This window comes from Glutamicibacter sp. TV12E (genome assembly GCF_052441935.1).
Classification (GTDB): domain Bacteria; phylum Actinomycetota; class Actinomycetes; order Actinomycetales; family Micrococcaceae; genus Glutamicibacter.
Genome location: NZ_JBQVVF010000001.1, coordinates 811,542 through 828,830, shown reverse-complemented (window position 1 = coordinate 828,830; position 17,289 = coordinate 811,542). Strand labels below are relative to the sequence as shown.

General features: G+C 58.1%; 15 protein-coding genes. 5 read left to right on the top strand and 10 right to left on the bottom strand.

The genetic code is table 11. The features are described 5' to 3' along the window. Positions 1-167: 167 nt before the first annotated feature. Positions 168-737, top strand: coding sequence for a histidine phosphatase family protein (locus ACT7DV_RS03760; protein WP_444660948.1), 570 nt, complete (start codon positions 168-170; stop codon positions 735-737). Here ACT7DV_RS03760 and ACT7DV_RS03755 read toward each other — a convergent pair. The 5 genes from ACT7DV_RS03755 to ACT7DV_RS03735 form a co-directional block, all read right to left on the bottom strand. Then, positions 734-1,813 (bottom strand): alpha/beta hydrolase, encoded by a 1,080-nt coding sequence (locus ACT7DV_RS03755; RefSeq protein ID WP_444660947.1) that lies wholly within the window; start codon positions 1,811-1,813, stop codon positions 734-736. The genes ACT7DV_RS03760 and ACT7DV_RS03755 overlap by 4 nt on opposite strands. 130 nt (positions 1,814-1,943) lie before the next feature. After that, the gene (aceB, locus tag ACT7DV_RS03750; protein ID WP_444660946.1) at positions 1,944-3,581 is read right to left on the bottom strand and encodes a malate synthase A; all 1,638 of its coding nucleotides are present in this window, start codon (positions 3,579-3,581) and stop codon (positions 1,944-1,946) included. Positions 3,582-3,660: 79 nt separating this feature from the next. Then, on the bottom strand, positions 3,661-4,974 hold the full coding sequence (aceA, locus tag ACT7DV_RS03745) for an isocitrate lyase (protein ID WP_444660945.1): 1,314 nt from the start codon (positions 4,972-4,974) through the stop codon (positions 3,661-3,663). 534 nt (positions 4,975-5,508) lie between these two features. Beyond that, positions 5,509-6,111 (bottom strand): HutD family protein, encoded by a 603-nt coding sequence (locus ACT7DV_RS03740; RefSeq protein ID WP_444660944.1) that lies wholly within the window; start codon positions 6,109-6,111, stop codon positions 5,509-5,511. Positions 6,112-6,120: 9 nt separating this feature from the next. Continuing rightward, complete coding sequence (locus ACT7DV_RS03735) at positions 6,121-6,741, bottom strand: thymidylate kinase (RefSeq protein ID WP_444660943.1); 621 nt, start codon at positions 6,739-6,741, stop codon at positions 6,121-6,123. Positions 6,742-6,894: 153 nt separating this feature from the next. Here ACT7DV_RS03735 and ACT7DV_RS03730 point away from each other — a divergent pair, with 153 nt between their 5' ends. Then, complete coding sequence (locus ACT7DV_RS03730) at positions 6,895-8,448, top strand: helix-turn-helix domain-containing protein (protein ID WP_444660942.1); 1,554 nt, start codon at positions 6,895-6,897, stop codon at positions 8,446-8,448. A gap of 4 nt (positions 8,449-8,452) precedes the next feature. Next, positions 8,453-9,178, top strand: a complete 726-nt coding sequence (locus ACT7DV_RS03725) for an AAA family ATPase (protein ID WP_444660941.1) — start codon at positions 8,453-8,455, stop codon at positions 9,176-9,178. Here ACT7DV_RS03725 and ACT7DV_RS03720 read toward each other — a convergent pair. From ACT7DV_RS03720 to ACT7DV_RS03710, 3 genes are all read right to left on the bottom strand, one after another. After that, complete coding sequence (locus ACT7DV_RS03720) at positions 9,175-9,837, bottom strand: alpha/beta hydrolase family protein (RefSeq protein WP_444660940.1); 663 nt, start codon at positions 9,835-9,837, stop codon at positions 9,175-9,177. The two genes, ACT7DV_RS03725 and ACT7DV_RS03720, sit on opposite strands and share 4 nt — an antisense overlap. 61 nt (positions 9,838-9,898) lie before the next feature. Then, positions 9,899-10,810 (bottom strand): hypothetical protein, encoded by a 912-nt coding sequence (locus ACT7DV_RS03715; protein WP_444660939.1) that lies wholly within the window; start codon positions 10,808-10,810, stop codon positions 9,899-9,901. A 64-nt stretch (positions 10,811-10,874) separates the two neighbouring features. Then, a complete protein-coding gene (locus tag ACT7DV_RS03710) occupies positions 10,875-11,330 on the bottom strand; it encodes a GNAT family N-acetyltransferase (protein WP_444660938.1) in 456 nt (151 codons plus the stop codon). A gap of 245 nt (positions 11,331-11,575) precedes the next feature. Between ACT7DV_RS03710 and ACT7DV_RS03705 the strand changes: the two genes are divergently transcribed. Continuing rightward, positions 11,576-12,217, top strand: a complete 642-nt coding sequence (locus ACT7DV_RS03705) for a hypothetical protein (RefSeq protein ID WP_444660937.1) — start codon at positions 11,576-11,578, stop codon at positions 12,215-12,217. Between the two features lie 120 nt (positions 12,218-12,337). On the opposite strand, the gene ACT7DV_RS03700 is transcribed toward ACT7DV_RS03705, so the two are convergent. Together ACT7DV_RS03700 and ACT7DV_RS03695 are read right to left on the bottom strand one after the other, a co-directional pair. Further along, positions 12,338-14,896 carry an ATP-dependent Clp protease ATP-binding subunit gene (locus ACT7DV_RS03700; protein ID WP_444660936.1) on the bottom strand — a complete coding sequence of 853 codons (2,559 nt, stop codon included), beginning with the start codon at positions 14,894-14,896 and terminating at the stop codon, positions 12,338-12,340. A gap of 125 nt (positions 14,897-15,021) precedes the next feature. Then, a complete protein-coding gene (locus ACT7DV_RS03695; RefSeq protein WP_444660935.1) occupies positions 15,022-15,696 on the bottom strand; it encodes a response regulator in 675 nt (224 codons plus the stop codon). Positions 15,697-16,008: 312 nt separating this feature from the next. Here ACT7DV_RS03695 and ACT7DV_RS03690 point away from each other — a divergent pair, with 312 nt between their 5' ends. After that, positions 16,009-17,211, top strand: coding sequence for a sensor histidine kinase (locus ACT7DV_RS03690; protein WP_444660934.1), 1,203 nt, complete (start codon positions 16,009-16,011; stop codon positions 17,209-17,211). Positions 17,212-17,289 lie beyond the last annotated feature (78 nt).

The window sequence follows — 17,289 nt, the reverse complement described above, 5'->3', positions numbered from 1 at the left end:
CTATTCGGGTGCATTCGATCTGGGCCTGAAACCGTTGAAAACAGGAATCAGCCGAGAAAATCCTATGTTCTCATTGGGCCTTGATGCGCGGAACGTGGGACAGATCTACCGTGAGCTTGACCACCAGCGGTTGCCGGTCCGCACACATCAAGTGGGAGAATGGGCTCATGAAACTTGGATTCGTCCGCCACGGACAGACGCAATGGAACCTCGAAGGCCGGCTGCAAGGCTCCAGCGATATTCCGTTGAACGACACCGGAAGGTCCCAGGCCCGCGACGCCGTGCAGGTCCTCGGCGCCGGAGGCTGGGATGTCATTGTCTCCTCCCCGCTTTCGCGGGCCCGCGAAACCGCGCAGATCATTGCCGAGGGGCTGGGCCTGGAATTAGGCCCCAGCTACGACCTGCTCATCGAGCGGGACTACGCGCAGGGCGAGGGCATGGTCGAGACCGAAGCCCTGGCACTGTGGCCGGATAAGAACGGCGGCGGAATCGAGCCGCTGGCCTCGGTGGTGGACCGCGGACTGCGCGCCATCGAGCAGATCGCGGCGGACTACCCGGGCAAAAACGTCGCCATCATCTGCCACGGCACGATTATCCGCTATACCCTCTCTCACCTGGCGGGCTACAAGCTCGACACCATCCGCAACGGCTCGGTCGCCATTGTGGGCCGCGACAAGGCGGGGGCCTGGCAACTGGAACTGGTCAACGACGAAGTCCCGGACAAGCTGGTCCACTAGCCATCAAGGACTTCGCTGCCCTCGGGCAGCACCGCGCGGATGCAGGAAGCCAGCTGCGAATCGCGCTGCCGGGTTTTGAGTGCCGCCAGCCATGATCCCAGGGACCGGTAGGCCTTGGCACGCACCACGGGCGCGGAGAGAAAAACGTCATGCAGCGCTCCGGGCAAGCGCAGGACATGCAATTCCCGGCCCAAATCCAGGCTGCGCTGCGCCACCACCTGCACATTCAAGGCCACATCGGCGCGGGTGGCGGTGTCATGCCAGCGGGGCAGCAGGTAGTCCTCGGCCGAGAGCATCACCAGGGTGGGCATCTGCAGGTCCAAGCCCTTTTTCACCTTGGCTTGCGCGTTGAACACCGCAGCGATGAATCCGGCGGTGAGCTTGAAGCCATTGATCGGCCGCCAGCCCAGGTCGTAGTCCCACTCGCCGGAGAACTGGTTGGACACGGTGCGCGTGTAGAATCCCGGATCAACGGTGGGCAAAAAACGATGGGGGTTGCGCGCACTGGCCGCCTGGATGATGCGGGCCAGGGCGGTGCGTCCGATTTCGCTCGCCTGGAATTCCAGCCAGGGGCTGTTCAGCGCCAGCGCATCCACCTTGTTCGGGTTGGCTGCCGCGTACATGGAGGCGCTGAGCCCTCCGGTGGAATGCGCGAGCATGACAAATCGGGTACCCGGGTGGGCACTGGAAATAATCCGATGCGCGGCATCAAATTCCTCGAAGTACTCCTGCAAATCAGTGGTGAACCCGGGGCTGATGCTTTCGTCCAGGCCGCAGGCCTTGTCGATGGGCAGATTGCGCCCGTAATGGCGCAGGTCCAACGCGTAAAAGTCAGCACCGGCCTCGCTGAGGAATTCGGCCAGTTCTTTTTGGAAGAAGTAGTCGGACCAGCCATGCACATAGAGCACCGCAATTCCGCGCAGCGGCGGGGGCAGGCGCAGCTTCTTGCGCGGGCGATGCCGCACCAGGGTCGCGGTAGAACCATCGGCCAGCGGCAGCGGCCTCAAGCAGAAGCCATCTCCGAGCAGGTCGGGCTGCCAGAGGTCTTCGGCGGGGCTCTTGAACGTCAATGCCATGGCTACAGCCTAGCCACTGCGCACAAAAAACGGCATCCGCCCGCTGGACTGGTTACCAGCGGATGAATGCCGCTTTTCGTGGCCGATCTTAAGGACGACTGTTTTCGAATCGGCCGGGTCTCATTCGCGCCTAGCCTGCCATTTGAAGGGTGCGGGCTGGTGCATCCAGGTACCGCAGGTAGGCGTTCTTGGTCAGGAAGGTCGGGAAGTCGTCACGCAGTGCGCAGGCTTCGAAGATCTCCAGGGCTTCTTCGAAGCGGTCGCCCTCGAAACGCTCCAGGTTATCCGTGGTCTCCTCGGCCAGCTCCTGCACCCAGCGACGGGTGATGATCTCGCCCTGGTCGGTGATGGCCGACTGGTGGATCCACTGCCACAGCTGGGAACGGGAGATCTCCGCGGTAGCGGCATCTTCCATCAGGTTGCGCAGGGCCACTGCGCCATTGCCGCGCAGCCAGGACTCGATGTAGCGGATGCCGATCTCGATATTGTCGCGGATGCCGCGCTCGGTGATCTTGCCGGTGACGCTCTGGATGTTCAGCAGTGCCGCATCGGAAACCTCAACGTCCTCACGGGTGCGGCGCAGCTGGTTGGGGTTCCCGCCGAGCACCTCGTCGTACACTTCGCGGGCTACCGAAACCAGATCCGGGTGGGCCACCCAGGAACCGTCAAAGCCATCGGCTGCCTCGCGCGCCTTGTCCTCGCGCACCTTGCCGAAGGCGATCTCGTTGATCGAGGCATCCTTGCGGTTGGGAACAAAGGCGCTCATTCCGCCGATGGCCGAAGCGCCGCGGCGGTGGCAGGCCCGAACCAGCTGCTCGGTGTAGGCCCGCATGAACGGTGCGGTCATGGTCACGGTGTCGCGGTCCGGGAAGACAAAGCGCGGTCCGCGGGAACGGAAGTTCTTGATGATCGAGAAGATGTAATCCCAGCGTCCTGCGTTCAGCCCCGAGGAGTGCTCGCGCAATTCGTAGAGGATCTCTTCCATTTCGAAGGCAGCGGTGATGGTCTCGATCAGCACCGTGGCGCGAATGGTGCCGCGCTCGATCCCCATCAGGTCCTGGGCCATGTTGAAGACGTCGTTCCACAACCGTGCTTCCAGATGGTTTTCCAGCTTTGGCAGGTAGTAGTACGGGCCGCGGCCGGCAGCCAGCAGGCGCTTGGCGTTATGGAAGAAGTGCAGTCCGAAGTCCACCAGCGCGCCGGAGATCGGGGTGCCGGAAACCTGCAGCTGCTTTTCGGGAAGGTGCCAGCCGCGGGGGCGAACCACTATTGTGGGCAGTTCGCTCAAATCGTAGCTGTTCAGTTTGTACTCGCGGCCATCTGGTGCGGTGAAGTCCAGTTCCCCATCCAGGATGCGGATCAGGTTGACCTGGTTCTTGATCACGTTCTGCCAAGTCGGCGAGCAAGCATCCTCCATATCGGCCAGCCATACGTTGGCGCCGGAGTTCAGCGCGTTGATGGCCATCTTGCGTTCGATCGGGCCGGTGATTTCCACCCGGCGATCTTCGAGCCCCGGGGCGATCGGGGCAACCTGCCATGAATCATCTTCGCGGATGGAGCGGGTCTCTTCCAGGAACTTCGGGTCGCGGCCATTGGCAATGCGTGCCCGGTTGACCTGGCGGCGCTGCATCAGTTCGGCACGGCGGGATTCAAAAGCGCTGTGCAGGGAGGACAGGAAGTCCAGTGCGTCGCTGGTCAGGATCTGCTCCTGGTAGCGAACCGGGGTAGCGGTGATGGTGATGTTGTTCAAGGTGATCGGGGAGTTCATGGCAGCGTCCTTAAAGATGAAAAATGGTGGTGGTGCTAGCCGGCGTCCTTGCCGGCTAGCACCATCGACCCATCAGGGTCTAATGGAATTGGCCTTCTTCGGTGGATCCCACCAAGGCCAGGGTGGAGGCGTTCGGGTTCAGCGCCGTGGAGATGGCGTCGAAGTAGCCGGTGCCGACTTCGCGCTGGTGCTTGGTGGCGGTGTAGCCGGCAGCCTCGGAAGCGAATTCCCGTTCCTGCAGTTCGACGTAGGCGCTCATGCCGTCCTTGGCGTAACCGGTGGCCAGATCGAACATCGAGTGGTTCAATGCGTGGAAGCCAGCCAGGGTGATGAACTGGAAGCTGAATCCCATCGCGCCGAGTTCACGCTGGAACTTGGCGATGGTCGCATCGTCCAGGTGCTTCTTCCAGTTGAAAGAAGGCGAGCAGTTGTAGGAGAGCATCTGATCCGGGAAGTCCTTCTTGACCGCTTCGGCGAACTTGCGGGCCAGCTCCAGATCAGGGGTGCCGGTCTCCATCCAGATCAGGTCCGAATACGGTGCGTAGGCCTTGGCTCGGGCGATGCATGGCTCGATGCCGTTGGTGACCTTGTAGAAGCCCTCCGGGGTGCGCTCTCCGGTGATGAACTGCTGATCGCGTTCATCAACATCCGAGGTGATCAGGGTTGCTGCTTCTGCGTCGGTGCGGGCGATGACCACGGAGGGCGTGCCAGCCACGTCGGCGGCCAGGCGGGCCGCGTTCAGGGTGCGGATATGTTGTTGAGTTGGGATCAGCACCTTGCCGCCGAGGTGGCCGCACTTCTTTTCGCTGGCCAGCTGGTCTTCCCAGTGAACGCCCGAGGCGCCGGCCGCAATCATTGATTTCATCAGCTCGTAGGCGTTCAGCGGGCCGCCGAAGCCGGCCTCTGCGTCAGCGACAATCGGGACCATCCAGTCCTCGACGCTTTGGACGCCCTCGGAGAACTCGATCTGGTCGGCACGCTGCAGCGCGTTGTTGATGCGGCGGACCACCTGCGGTACCGAGTTCGCTGGGTAGAGCGACTGGTCCGGGTAGGTCTGGCCCGAGAGGTTGGCGTCTGCCGCGACCTGCCAGCCCGAAAGGTAGATGGCTCGAAGTCCGGCCTTGACCTGCTGAACTGCCTGGTTGCCGGTCAATGCGCCTAGTGCGTTGGTGTAGCCGCCGGTCGGGGTTTCTTCGGTCAGCTGCTTCCACAGCTTCTGCGAGCCGCGCTTGGCCAGGGTGTGTTCCTCCTGGAACCGTCCCTGCAGTTTCACTACGTCTGCGGCAGTGTAATCACGAGTGACCCCGCTCCAGCGAGGGTTGTTTGCCCAGTCGGTCTCGATGGCTGCGATGCGGTTGTCGATCGAGGTTTCGTTGGTGTTCTCGGTAGTCATTGACTTGGCTCCTTCGCGCAAGTTCCGGGTTCATGTTGATCGATAGATGATCTTGTGAACTTCTTCGTGGGAACTACTTTTCCTCAAGCGCAAGGGCTGAAATAGGGGTTTTCAATATTAAGATCTTCACTTCTTCTCAAAAATGAAAGATCTGCACTTCTTGGGGCAAGAGTGGAGCTGGACGCTAAAAATTGAGCAAATCGAGAGAAGTGGATGAGAAAAAGCGTGAAATTTTAGAATGCCTCGCGTGTTTGCGGGGAAGCGCACGCGGTCAGAGTCGCCGGACGATCAGCGCAACGACCCCGTCTGATATGGGAACTAGCCGATGGCCAAAGGATTCGAGCCAGGATTTGATGGTGCGGCAGGTGGTGAAAACGTGAAGTCCCGGGAAGTGCGAATTTGAACCAGGGGAGTGATGGGTACGCAGAACGAGGGCGACTCTACTTCTGGGGCGGCGCGCAGAAGCAGGGAAGCGGCGCGAAAATTCGCCGTTCTTACTGTGGGGCTCAGAAGAGGGCCGACACCGTATGTTGGCTATGCTAGGTCGAGAGAAACAACTGCCATGACGCCGCGGCCTAAGATGCGTGGTTCTTGGGCATCCGATCCGGCGACGGTATCGCGCAGGTTCACCGGCTGCTGCTCATCGCCAAGCAGCAAAGTGGCTGATCCTTGAAGCAGGACGCCGAGCTGGCCGTCGAAGAGGTGCTGTTCGCGCTTCTTCGACAACTCAATGATTCGCACCGTGGGGCGAACCTTTTGCGGATCCGCGGCAACATAAACGGTGAGCAGTTCTTCGGCGGGCTGGCTGGCCTCAACAGGGTCGCTGGTGGTGAACTTCAACGGGCGCAGTGGCTCTAGTCCGTGCTGTTCGCCCTCGACGGTGAGCTCAACAAAATCACCAGCAACCAGCGTGATGACCTGAGCTGTGAGCGCAGAGGAGAAAGGAGCTTCCTTCTCAATGGAGCGAATGGATACCTGCCAACTAGCCTCGGCTTCGGAGCTTCGCAGCAAAGTTCCGTTATCGGCCAAAGTACCTGCGGCGATTAGCCGGACCTGCCCTAGTTCCCATTGCTTCTTGGCGCTCTTGGCCAGCTCAAGAATGGATTCCGGTGCAAAAGTAGCCTGTGCTTCGCTCATGAGTCGAGTCTACTTGCCTGCGATCATGCGCAATCGCTCCACCAAGTGTGTCGCGGGCACGGATGCGTCAAGCACTAGCCAACCATGCAGCTTGGCCAGGCGGAGGTATTCGGTGCGTGCTGCCTGCAGGAATTCCAGGGGTTCCTTATCTTCGGCTCGCGCTTCGATGCGTTGGAACGCAAGGTGAGGATCAAGATCCAGAAGAATGACAGTTGCGTGTTCGGTGCTTTTCCGTGCCAGCCACGGCAGGAGCACGCCTGGCTTCTGGCCTCGGACTCGGCGTAGAACCAGCTGGCAATACAGGTGGCGGTCCATCACCGTTAGTCCCGGGCCCCGCGCAGCAGTGAATGAGTTGCGCACAACGTTGACGAGCCGGATGGTCGTCTCGATCAGTGACTGGATGAGGCATGGAACCTGAATGCCGGAGTTGTGCGAGAAGTTGTTGAGCCAACGTCGACCAGCGGCATTGGCCAGTCTCCGTGCAGGAATCCGCTCGTTGATCAATTCTTGCACCAAGGTGTTGATAGCGGTGCTCTTGCCTGCTCCATCGATGCCCATGACGACAAAAGTCTGTGGCGGATCGTGGGCAGAGTTTTTCGCGAAGAGGACTTTTTCTGCGATGGCTGTCATGCGTGCTCCTCGTTCTTGGTTGATTGACTACTTCAACGAATGGCGGGTCTGCATGATTCCGCTGGTGCGCTGTGCATTTGGTATGAATGGCGAAAGGGGTGCTGAAGTTGGAAGAACTGAATATATTTCTACGCGCGAGGGCTTCAAGGACACATGAAAGCTTCTTTTATCGCCAAGCTCTGGAAAAGTTGGCCATTCTTCACATACTCTGGGCATGTGACTGCAACCACATGGAACCGCGCGAAGACGCAGGAAAATGGCCATGGCTCCGGAGAGACTCCGGAGATGGATGCCATTGCCCTGGGGCGAAGGATTCGGTTCCTTCGCAAAAGCAAGCAAATGACCTTGGACGATATCTCGGCCGTGGTCGATACAGCGCCGAGCCAACTTTCTCTGATTGAAAATGGCAAGCGCGAACCCAAGCTTTCACTGCTCAAAGCGCTGGCCGGAGCCTTCGACGTCGGCGTTGACGACCTGCTGGGCACCGAACCTCCGTCACGCCGGGCAGCCTTGGAAATCGAGCTGGAACGTGCCCAGCGGGGCCCGCTCTACGAGTCTTTGGGACTGCCGACCGTACGCGTGGGCACCCGCCTTCCGATGGACGTGCTCGAGTCATTGGTGGGACTGCAACACGAACTCGAACGCCGTTTGAACGAACAGGCAGCGACCCCTGAAGAGGCTCGCCGGGCCAATACCGCTTTACGGCAAGAGATGCGGCGCCGCAATAACTATTACAAGGAAATCGAGCAGGAAGCTTCCGAGGTTCTTTCTGCAGTCGGCCATGATTCTGGTCCGCTGTCTCACCACCGAGCAGCGGATATTGCTGAACATCTAGGCTTCAGCCTGCGCTTCGTAGGGAACTTGCCTCACTCCACGCGTTCGGTGACCGATCTGAAAAATATGCGGATCTACCTGACCCAGGCTAACCGGACCGAGCACGATCCGCGGTCGGTACTGTTGCAGGCTTTGGGGCATCACGTCCTGGGCCATAAGACGCCGACGGATTACTCCGATTTCCTCTCCCAGCGCGTAGCCACCAACTACTTTGCTGCAGCGCTGATGATGCCGGAGAAATCAACAGTCGAGTTTCTGCGCCGTGCCAAGAACAATCGCGAGCTGGCCATTGAGGACCTTCGCGACGCGTTTGCCGTGTCCTATGAATCGGCGGCACACCGATTCACTAATTTGGCCACCGAGCACTTGGGCATGACCTGCCACTTCCAGAAGGTGCATGAGTCCGGCATCTTGCACAAGGCCTATGAAAACGACCGCGTGAATTTCCCGGCGGATCATACCGGCGCCATCGAAGGGCAGAGCATTTGCCGATATTGGACCAGCCGAGTCGTCTTTGAACAGATGGACAAGTTCCGCTCCTTTGAGCAGTACACCGATACAGTCAACGGAACCTATTGGTGCACGGCTCGCACCGAACGGCACTCATCGGGACTGTATTCGCTGTCCATCGGGGTCCCATTTGAGCACGTGAAATGGTTCCGTGGCCGCGATACCAAAGAACGTTGCCAGTCCACATGCCCGGATGAAAACTGTTGCCGCCGCCCGCCGGCGAACCTGTCGGATCAGTGGTTCGGCAATGCCTGGCCGGCCACGCGTGCCAATACGCACCTGCTCGCGGCGATGCCCACCGGCGCCTTCCCTGGCGTGGATGAGACCGAGGTTTATAGTTTCTTGCAGCGCCAAGAGGGCTGAGCCTGTGGAATTTTCGCAGATGTTCATGCCGGTGAGACGAGTCGAGGCTATTGACCCTGAGGAGTCGCTTGGAAATCAACGGTGGCCCTTTGTCCTGCCGCCGGTGCGCCAGTTGCTTCATGAGGGACTTGACCTGGGACAAGTCACCGTCATTGTCGGTGAAAACGGCACTGGAAAGTCGACTCTCGTTGAAGCGCTGGCGATGGCTTATGGCATGAACGCTGAGGGTGGTTCGACGGGCGCGATGAATACGACGCGGACGAGCGAATCCGAACTGTGGCGGCAGCTCAAGCTTCAGCGTGGTGCCGCGGCTTCGCGGAAGGGATTCTTCCTGCGCGCAGAAACCATGCACAACTTCTACACCTATCTCGAAGAATCCAGATTCGAGACCAAGTTGCATGAGCGGAGCCATGGCGAGTCTTTCCTGGACCTCGTTGAGGAGCGAATTCCCTTTATCCAGGGCCTATGGATCTTGGATGAGCCCGAGTCTGCCTTGTCGTTGGCGGGCTGCGCGAAGCTGATGAAACTGCTTCACACCGTCGTTGACGGGGGATCGCAGTTGCTTATTTCCACCCATGCGCCCATTCTGGCTGCATTCCCGGACGCCCGGATCCTGGCGGCTGGGTCATGGGGACTTCGCGAAAATGATTTTGAACAGCTGGAGCTGGTGCGGGGATGGCACGACTTCCTGGATGACCCGCACAGCTATTGGCGCCGAGACAGTATCTAAGAGGTGTGCTTCGAAATGAAGTTGGCGGTCGCTTCGGCCAGCCAGGCACCATCCTGCGCCACCGTTCTTTGAGAACGGGCTACCTTGAAGGAATGATTGCCGCCTTCAAACCAGACCAGTTCCGTCGACTTATTGAGCTTCGCAGCGACGGTTTCCATCTTTTCTGGATTGGCGAAGGGATCCTTGGTGCCTTCCAAAAACAACATGGGAACCGTCAACGGGTAGAGGTGCTCATCGCGAAGCTTGTCTTCCTTTTTCGGTGCGTGCAAGGGGTAGCCCAAAAAGATCAGAGCGTTCGCCGGCATGCCTTCGGCAACCGCCAGCGAAGCCATGCGCCCGCCAAAGGATTTGCCAGCAACAACCACTGGGAGCCCCTCGGCTACATGCTCCTGAACCCATGAACGCACCTGCTGCCAGACAGCGATAGCCGTGGGCGCCTTGTCCGGGAACTTCTTGCCAGCGTCCATATAGGGGAAATTGAAGCTCAAGACGCTGATTCCGAGATCCGCGACAGCTTGCGCGAAGCCGGTCATGAACTCATGGTCCTTGCCCGCCCCCGAGCCGTGGGCCAAAATCATGACCGCGCTGGCTCTCCCAGCAGGTGACCATAGGGCACTGAGCTCAGAATCTTTAAACGGAATCGACAGTTCTTGTGTCATGGATTCAAGCCTAGAGCGTGCCGTTCATGCTGGAAGAATCGGTGGTGGCGGCGGCACCTGCCTATTGCATCCACTCTTCGCGCAATGCAGTGCTAGTATCTTCGCCATCCCTGGCGATAACAGTCAGCTTTTCAACTTGTTCTCTCACGGCAGCCTTGTTGTTGATCTTGATGATCATGTTTGAGGAGACGAAGCTGGACGCAGGCGTGTCGTAGATGCCGTCCATCCATGGACCATCGTTGATCGTGACGACAAGTTTGCCAAATGCAGGCGATGTCACCTTGTCGACGTAGGCGTGTGGGTCAGCAGGAAGGCAATTGCGGTACACCTCCAAGGTGGTGATTTCTGCGTGGCACATGGATTCATATACGTCATTCATGCCCGCAATCCACTGCACGTATTTTTCCTTGGCCCAGGCTTTGCGATCGTTGGGGTCTGCTCCGGTTCGGGCTCGGGAGTAGGTTCCTGAATTTTTTCCGTCTTCGGTGGCGAAAGTGACGCTTTCCAACTCTGGCGACTGCTCGCCGATGCTCTCGAACATTACTTGCCCCATGCTTCGAAGCTCGTCCTCGCGCGTTTGGTAGCTTTCCTGCATCCCGTCCCGGTTGAAGATCATGCTGTTGTCCAAATAGATATTCAAGACGCCTTCTTCGGGAGACTCCCATGAGGTCATCAAATTATTGGGATACAAGAATCCTTGGGTGGATTTGATGCCCGAGTTGTCTTTCCACATTTGAATTTTGGAGTCTGCCCAAGCCTGACCAGTCAAGGCCGTTGCGGTGGACTCAGCAGGAGTCGGAGCGATTGAATTTTCAGCAAGTCCAGTTCCAGAAGCCTTGGCCGGGACGGTGGAGTCGCCTGGAGCGGTTGCCGATTTTTCCGGTTCAGCAGCAGGGGCCGGACTTTGGGGTGTGCTGCAGCCGCTCATCAAAAGAGCCACCATGGACAGGGCCATGAAACTTCGGATGCGCAAGAGTTGCTCCTAGCAGAGTGGTGAATTCCCAGTCTATTAGGACGAATGCGCTAAAAGCCATCTATTAGAGAAACTGGGCGAAAATTCTGACAGGACCGTGCTCGAAATCTGAACCTTCGGTCAGACCCATGGATTCGTAAAACGCGCGTTGCCCCGGTTCATCATCGGTAATGAGCACAAATTGGCGTAGGTGCTCGAATCTTTTTCGGACGGCCGAGAACAGTTCTCTTCCTGCTCCGGTGCGCTGGGCCTTCGGGTGAACCAAGATGTCTTGGAGAAAGCAAATGGTCGCGTCATCAGATATTGCGCGAGCCAATCCGATGAGCTGGTGATCCTTGTCGTAGGCGTAGACAAGAAAGTCCGAGTTGGCGTGCGCCTTGGCAAGCACGTCAGGTTGGTCGGTATAAGCACTCCAGCCGACGGAATCGTAAAGTGCGGTGACCTGTTCCCGGGAAGGAACTTTTGTCGTAGATATTTCCATTGCCAAGATTCTCCCGAAGCGTCCAAGAATTTGGTTCATGCTAACACCGTGGGGCTGTTCTTCAGCTTGAAGCGCAACAACTTCCAGGATGTGGGACTCGGCCGTCGCGCATCGTTTGCGAGCGGCTTTTCAACCGTTGCAATTTTGGACCATAATTTACTTGGACTTATTCATACCTAGGGAGGACGCATTGCCCTTTTTGGACTGAAAGACTGAACGGATGAAATTCCTCCCAAAGGCAGCTTCTCGAACAACGCCATATCATCTCGAAGGAATGTCTTGAGATGGAAAAGATGGCTGTTGAAAGCGGCGAAATCCTTGAGCCGCAAGGCACGGGGCTGAATCGAAAGCAACTGGCTTGGGGAATCTTTCTTCTTGCTGTCGCAGTGATTTTTGGACTGGGTGCTGGCTGGTTATGGGCATGCTTGGAGCAGCTATCATCATCCGGAAAAGTTTTCTTTTTCATCTTGCCGGGTTGGCCGCTGGTGTTTTGCGGATTGCTGGTTAGCGGCCTCTCAGCCGTTGCGGGTTCGCTGTGTCTTGTTCCGCGGATGTTCGGCGGAATCAGGCGGAAGAGCATTCGTGTATTTGTCCGAATTCTCGGACATCTGCTCGTCACTGCGGCATCGTTGATCTGGCTATGCTTTTGGCTGCTCTCGGGGCTATATTCAATCGTGTCGATTCAGCACAAGGTGACGGCGGAGACGGGCGAGTCTGTCCTCGTTGAAGAGCCGGGTTTCGACCCGGCGAGCTTTGCCGTTTATGCTCCAGCGTCCGCCTTTGTCTACGAAAGGATCGACGGGATCAGCGGCATGGCAGAGTCCAGGCATTTTGTCGCGGATCATTGCACTCTTCAGAAGCAGGACGCTGACTTGATTCTTACCTGTGGCGTTGACGTAACGAAGTTCCCGAATCCGTCCAATTGACCATCGTCTGGCATCGCCATGACGCAGCTATGGAAGCACGTCTTCAGGGCATGCAAAAAGGGGCTTGATGCGCCGAAGCAAAAGCTTCGGCGCATCAAGCCCCTTTGCGGCTAATTCGACCTAGTTATCGAAGAAGCTGGGCACCTGCTCGTTTTGTGCTGGCGGGGTTGGAGCATCAACTTTCTTGCGCACCACCAGCTTGTCGTCGGCGAAGTCCACCAAGACGGTGTCGCCGGCAGCCAGCGAATCGTCGATCAGCAGATCGGCGATGGCATCCTGCACCTTGCGCTGAACCAATCGGCGCAGCGGCCGGGCGCCGAACTCCGGGTCGTAGCCCTCGGAGGCCAGCCAGTTCACGGCGGGGTCGCTGACTTCCAGAGCCAGTTCCTGGTCTGCCAGGTGCTTCCGCGTATCGGCGATGACCAGCTTGACGATCTGGCCGATCTCCGACTGCGAAAGCTTCGAGAAGAGCAGAACCTCATCCAGCCGGTTCAGGAACTCGGGGCGCATGAACTCGCGCACCTTGCTCATCACCTTGGCACGGATCTCTCCAGCCTCGCTGGTGGCCTTGGCCGAGGTGAAACCGAAGTTTCCGGCCTTGTTGGCCAGATACTCGCCACCAAGGTTGCTGGTCATCAGGATCAGCGTGTTCGAGAAGTCCACGGTGCGTCCGGCCGAGTCGGTCAAGCGCCCGTCATCGAGCACCTGCAGGAGCACGTTGAACACGTCCGGGTGGGCCTTCTCGATCTCATCAAGCAGGATCACCGAGTACGGGTTGCGGCGAACCTTCTCGGTCAGCTGGCCGGGCTCGTCGTGGCCGACATATCCCGGAGGGGCGCCGATCAGGCGGGCAACTGTGTGCTTTTCGCCGTATTCGCTCATATCCACACGCACCAGCGAGTCAGCCGACCCGAACAGGTTGGTTGCCAAGGCCTTGGCCAGCTCGGTTTTGCCGACACCGGTGGGGCCCAGGAAGAGGAACGAGCCGATGGGACGTCCCGCAGGGGACAGGCCGGTACGATTGCGCCGCACCGCGCGGGCCACGGCGGAGACGGCATCCTTCTGGCCGATCACCGAGGCATGCAGCGACTGTTCCAGCGTAGCGAGCCGCGACTTGTCATCGCCGGTGATCCGCGAGGTCGGGATGCCGGTGGAGCGGGCGATGACCTCGGAGATCTGGATTTCATCCACGACACGGGTGATTCCGGCGTCGCCGGCTTTCTCGGCCGCGTTGATCCGGGCGGTCAGTTCGGCGATGTGGTCGCGCCAGGCACTGGCATCCTCGAAGCGTTCCTCGCCAATGGCGCGGGACTTCTCGCGTTCGGCTTCCATCAGGTCGGAACGCAGGGATTGCACATCCTCGGTATCGCCGGCGGCAATGGAACGCCGGGCGCCAGCGATATCGATCAGGTCGATGGCCTTGTCTGGCAACTGGCGGTCGGTGAGGTATCGGGCCGAAAGCGCTACGGCAGCCTTGAGCGCAGCCGGGGTGTACTGCACCTGGTGGTGATCCTCGTAGGATTCGCGCAGGCCTTCAAGGATGGCCAGGCTGACTTCCTGCGATGGCTCGTCAACCATGACCTTGCCGAAGCGGCGGGCCAAAGCGCTGTCCTTCTCCACCTTGCGGAACTCATCCAGCGTCGTGGCACCGATCAGGTGCAGTTCGCCACGAGCCAAGCGCGGCTTGAGGATGTTGGCGGCATCCATATTTCCGGATTCGCCGGAACCGGCGCCAACCAGCAGGTGCATTTCGTCGATGAACACCAATACCTGTCCCTCGGCGTCGGCGATTTCTTCGAGTAGGCCGGTGAGGCGCTGTTCGAAGTCGCCGCGGTAGCGGGTGCCGGCCAGCATGCCGGGCAGGTCGATGGAGATCAGCCGGGAACCGCGGATCTGCTCTGGAACCTGGTCATCAACGATGGCCCGTGCCAGTCCTTCGGCGATGGCGGTCTTGCCCACGCCGGCCTCGCCGATCAGCACAGGGTTGTTCTTGGTGCGGCGAGCCAGGATCTCCACGACCTGGTCCAGCTCGTCGTCGCGACCGATGACCGGATCGATCTGGCCGTCGGCGGCCAGCGCCGTCAGATCGGTTCCGTAGCGTTCGAGCATCGAGGCATTGGACTCGTCTTGGCCCTGGTCCTGTCCGCCGTTTTGGGCGCGCTGGGCCTGTTCCATGGCTGCCTGCTGCAGGGACTGGCCGGTGATTCCGTGCTGTGCCAGCAAGTGGCTGACCGGGGATTCCGGGTTGAAAACAAAAGCGAGAAAGAGATGGTCAGGATCGATGTAGGTCGAACCGTAGTTGCGTGCCACCTGGTAGGCATCAAAGAGGCTGCGCTGGGCAGCAGAAGATAGCCGCGTTGGCTTTTCGCCCTTTTCTTGGCTCTTTGGCAGGTGGGCGATGGCATCTTGGCTCAACGCCTCGATGTCGATGCCCATGGCGGCGAGGTGTTCGCCAATGGGTTCTGTGCGTATCAGCGCCGCGAGCAGGTGCAAGGAGTCGATCTCGTCATGCCCGTGCTCATGCGAAATCCCTGCGGCCGTTGCTACTGCCTCATGGGTCCGCGTGGAAAGCAGGCGGGTGATGTCGATTGGACGTGCTGCCTGTGCTCGCGACGAGAGGAACCGAGAGAGGAACTCCTCAAACGAGCCGTCTGATGGTGCACCAAAAAATGCTGGCAAGTGAGCCTCCTAGTAGAAACTTGAGCGGTCTATGCTCATGTTCAACGCATGAGGCTCCAAGATATTCCCATGGCACTCGAAATATCTTCCGGAGCGCTCGAGCTCACACTTGTGTGAAGCGATATTCAGCCCTTGGGGATTTCGACAATTCCCATGCGTGCAGCGGCCACGAGTGCTTGTACGCGGTCTCGAACATCCAGTTTGGCGAAGATCTTGGCCATGTGTGTCTTAACAGTGGTTTCGGTGATCCCCAGAGTTTTTGAAATTTCAGTGTTATTTAAACCCTTGGCAAGTAGTTTTAAAATCTGGATTTCTCTATTAGTAATCCCGAGATCATAAATGAGGTCTTCGACAGCTTGGGAATTGTCGGCATAAGCTTCGCGCACCGCCGAAATTAGGTCCGAAGAAACTGACGGAGAAATGGCTGCCGTGCCCTGATGAACCGCGTGAACTGCATTGATAATTTCGCCCGGTTCAGAATCCTTGACAAGGTAGCCGCTGGCACCAGCCGTTAGAACAGGCACCAAATATTCATCCGATGAGAATGCTGTTATTGCAAGCACTGCCGGGCTGTCTTTGATCGATTTAATGGCATGTGTAGCACTAACACCATCCATAATAGGCATCTGCAAATCCATCAGAACTACGTCGACGGCATTGTCTGAACAATACTCAACTGCCTGCTTGCCATTTTCTGCAGAAAATACGGTTACAATTCCGTGATCCGTTGCTAGGATTGTGCCCAACGCATGTCGAATAAGGGGCTCATCATCGACGATTAGGACCTTAATTTGTTCCATTTTTTCCTTTGGGTCGATGTTGCACACCACCTGACGGGCTGCCTACTTGCAAGTATATAAGTTGACGAGATGTGGGGTTTGTTATGAAGGGTTTGAAAATGCTGGCCGTTGCCGCATTGGCATTAGGACCACTGATTGTTGTGGCTGCTCCCGCATCCGCGGCATCGGACCAGGAGGTTAGCAGCGGTCCGGTTGCTACACCAGCTGGCTGGGGTTCGGATTTCTCTAAGTGGGTTTGCGAACGTTACGGGGTAGGTTGCCCATGAGCAAGATTATTTGACTTGAATGGCTTTGCCGTGAATTATTCGGCGTATGAGTGAGCGACTGAAAGACACCCTGACCAAGCTACTGGCTGGTCGGGGTGTCATTATTTGGGTTGGCATCGCAATCCTCATATTGCTGTCAAGCAGTGAGTTCGTAACGATATTGGAAGATGGGTTCAACGGGGCCTCTGCTGTATCTGTGCGAGGTGCACTGGTAGGGGTTGTGCTGTGCCTGACCCTGGCATTGGGGTTGCGCTGGGTTGCGGTGTCGCTCGGGATCTTTATTGCCGTCGCATATTTCCTGCTCAACGAAGGATCCATATTCGTATGGACGATAGTATCGTTCATGATTTTTGGCGCACTTGCGGCCACGGTCGCAGCGCGAAGTGTTCGTGCCCTATTCCTGACCTTGTCGGCCGCCTGGATGATCCAATTTGGAATCCAAGCGGAGCAGGACGCCATTTTGCTGGTGGCCCTGATCCCGTTGACAGTCTTGGCCTACTTCCTGACCCGCAGCATTTTTATTCTGCGGGAGAAGAATGCAGAAGTCGTGCAGCAGATGCTCAAGGCCCAAGAGCAAACTCGTTCGGCAATCGAGACAGAACGTAAAAACATCGCTCGGGACCTTCATGACATTGTTGCGCATGACATCACCATCGTGGCCATGCAGCCGAAGGCCGCGAAATTCGCCAACGACGGCCAGATGGCTCTCGACGCCTTGGATGTCATTGCCAAGCTGAGTTCCGAAACTCTGCACGACTTGCGGCTGATGCTCAATGTCTTGCGGGCTGATGGAACTATGTCGGACGAAGCGGCGTTGGGTGTCGACAAGCCCGCTGCAACGACCGTTTACGCGCTTCAGGGGGCGGACCTATTCGCGCAACGTCTCAAGGACGCGAATTTTAAAGTGAACTCAACCACGGACGAGAGAATCTCTGATCTTCCCCGTTCAGCGCAGACAGCGATCTATCGCGTGATGCAAGAAGCTACAACGAATGTCATAAAGCATGGTGCTCCAGGAAGCGTCTGCACCCTCGAATTGATATCCAATGGCACTGAGGCTGTATTGGAAGTTACTAATCAGATAGACATTTCAGGCAGGAAGGCAAAGGGGTTGCCAGAGGGTGGCAGCGGGCTGATTGGAATGTCCGATCGTATGCGCACCTTTGGCGGAAAGTTCTCGACCAGCTCCGAAAAGGGACTGTGGACACTTCGCGCCAGCATCCCGTTCAAGACGCTACCCTCCTACTAAAGTATGATTTCGAAATTCTTGTGAACGCGATAGGTTAGATATGTATCGGTGAAGACCGATCACCAATAAGGTACTTGG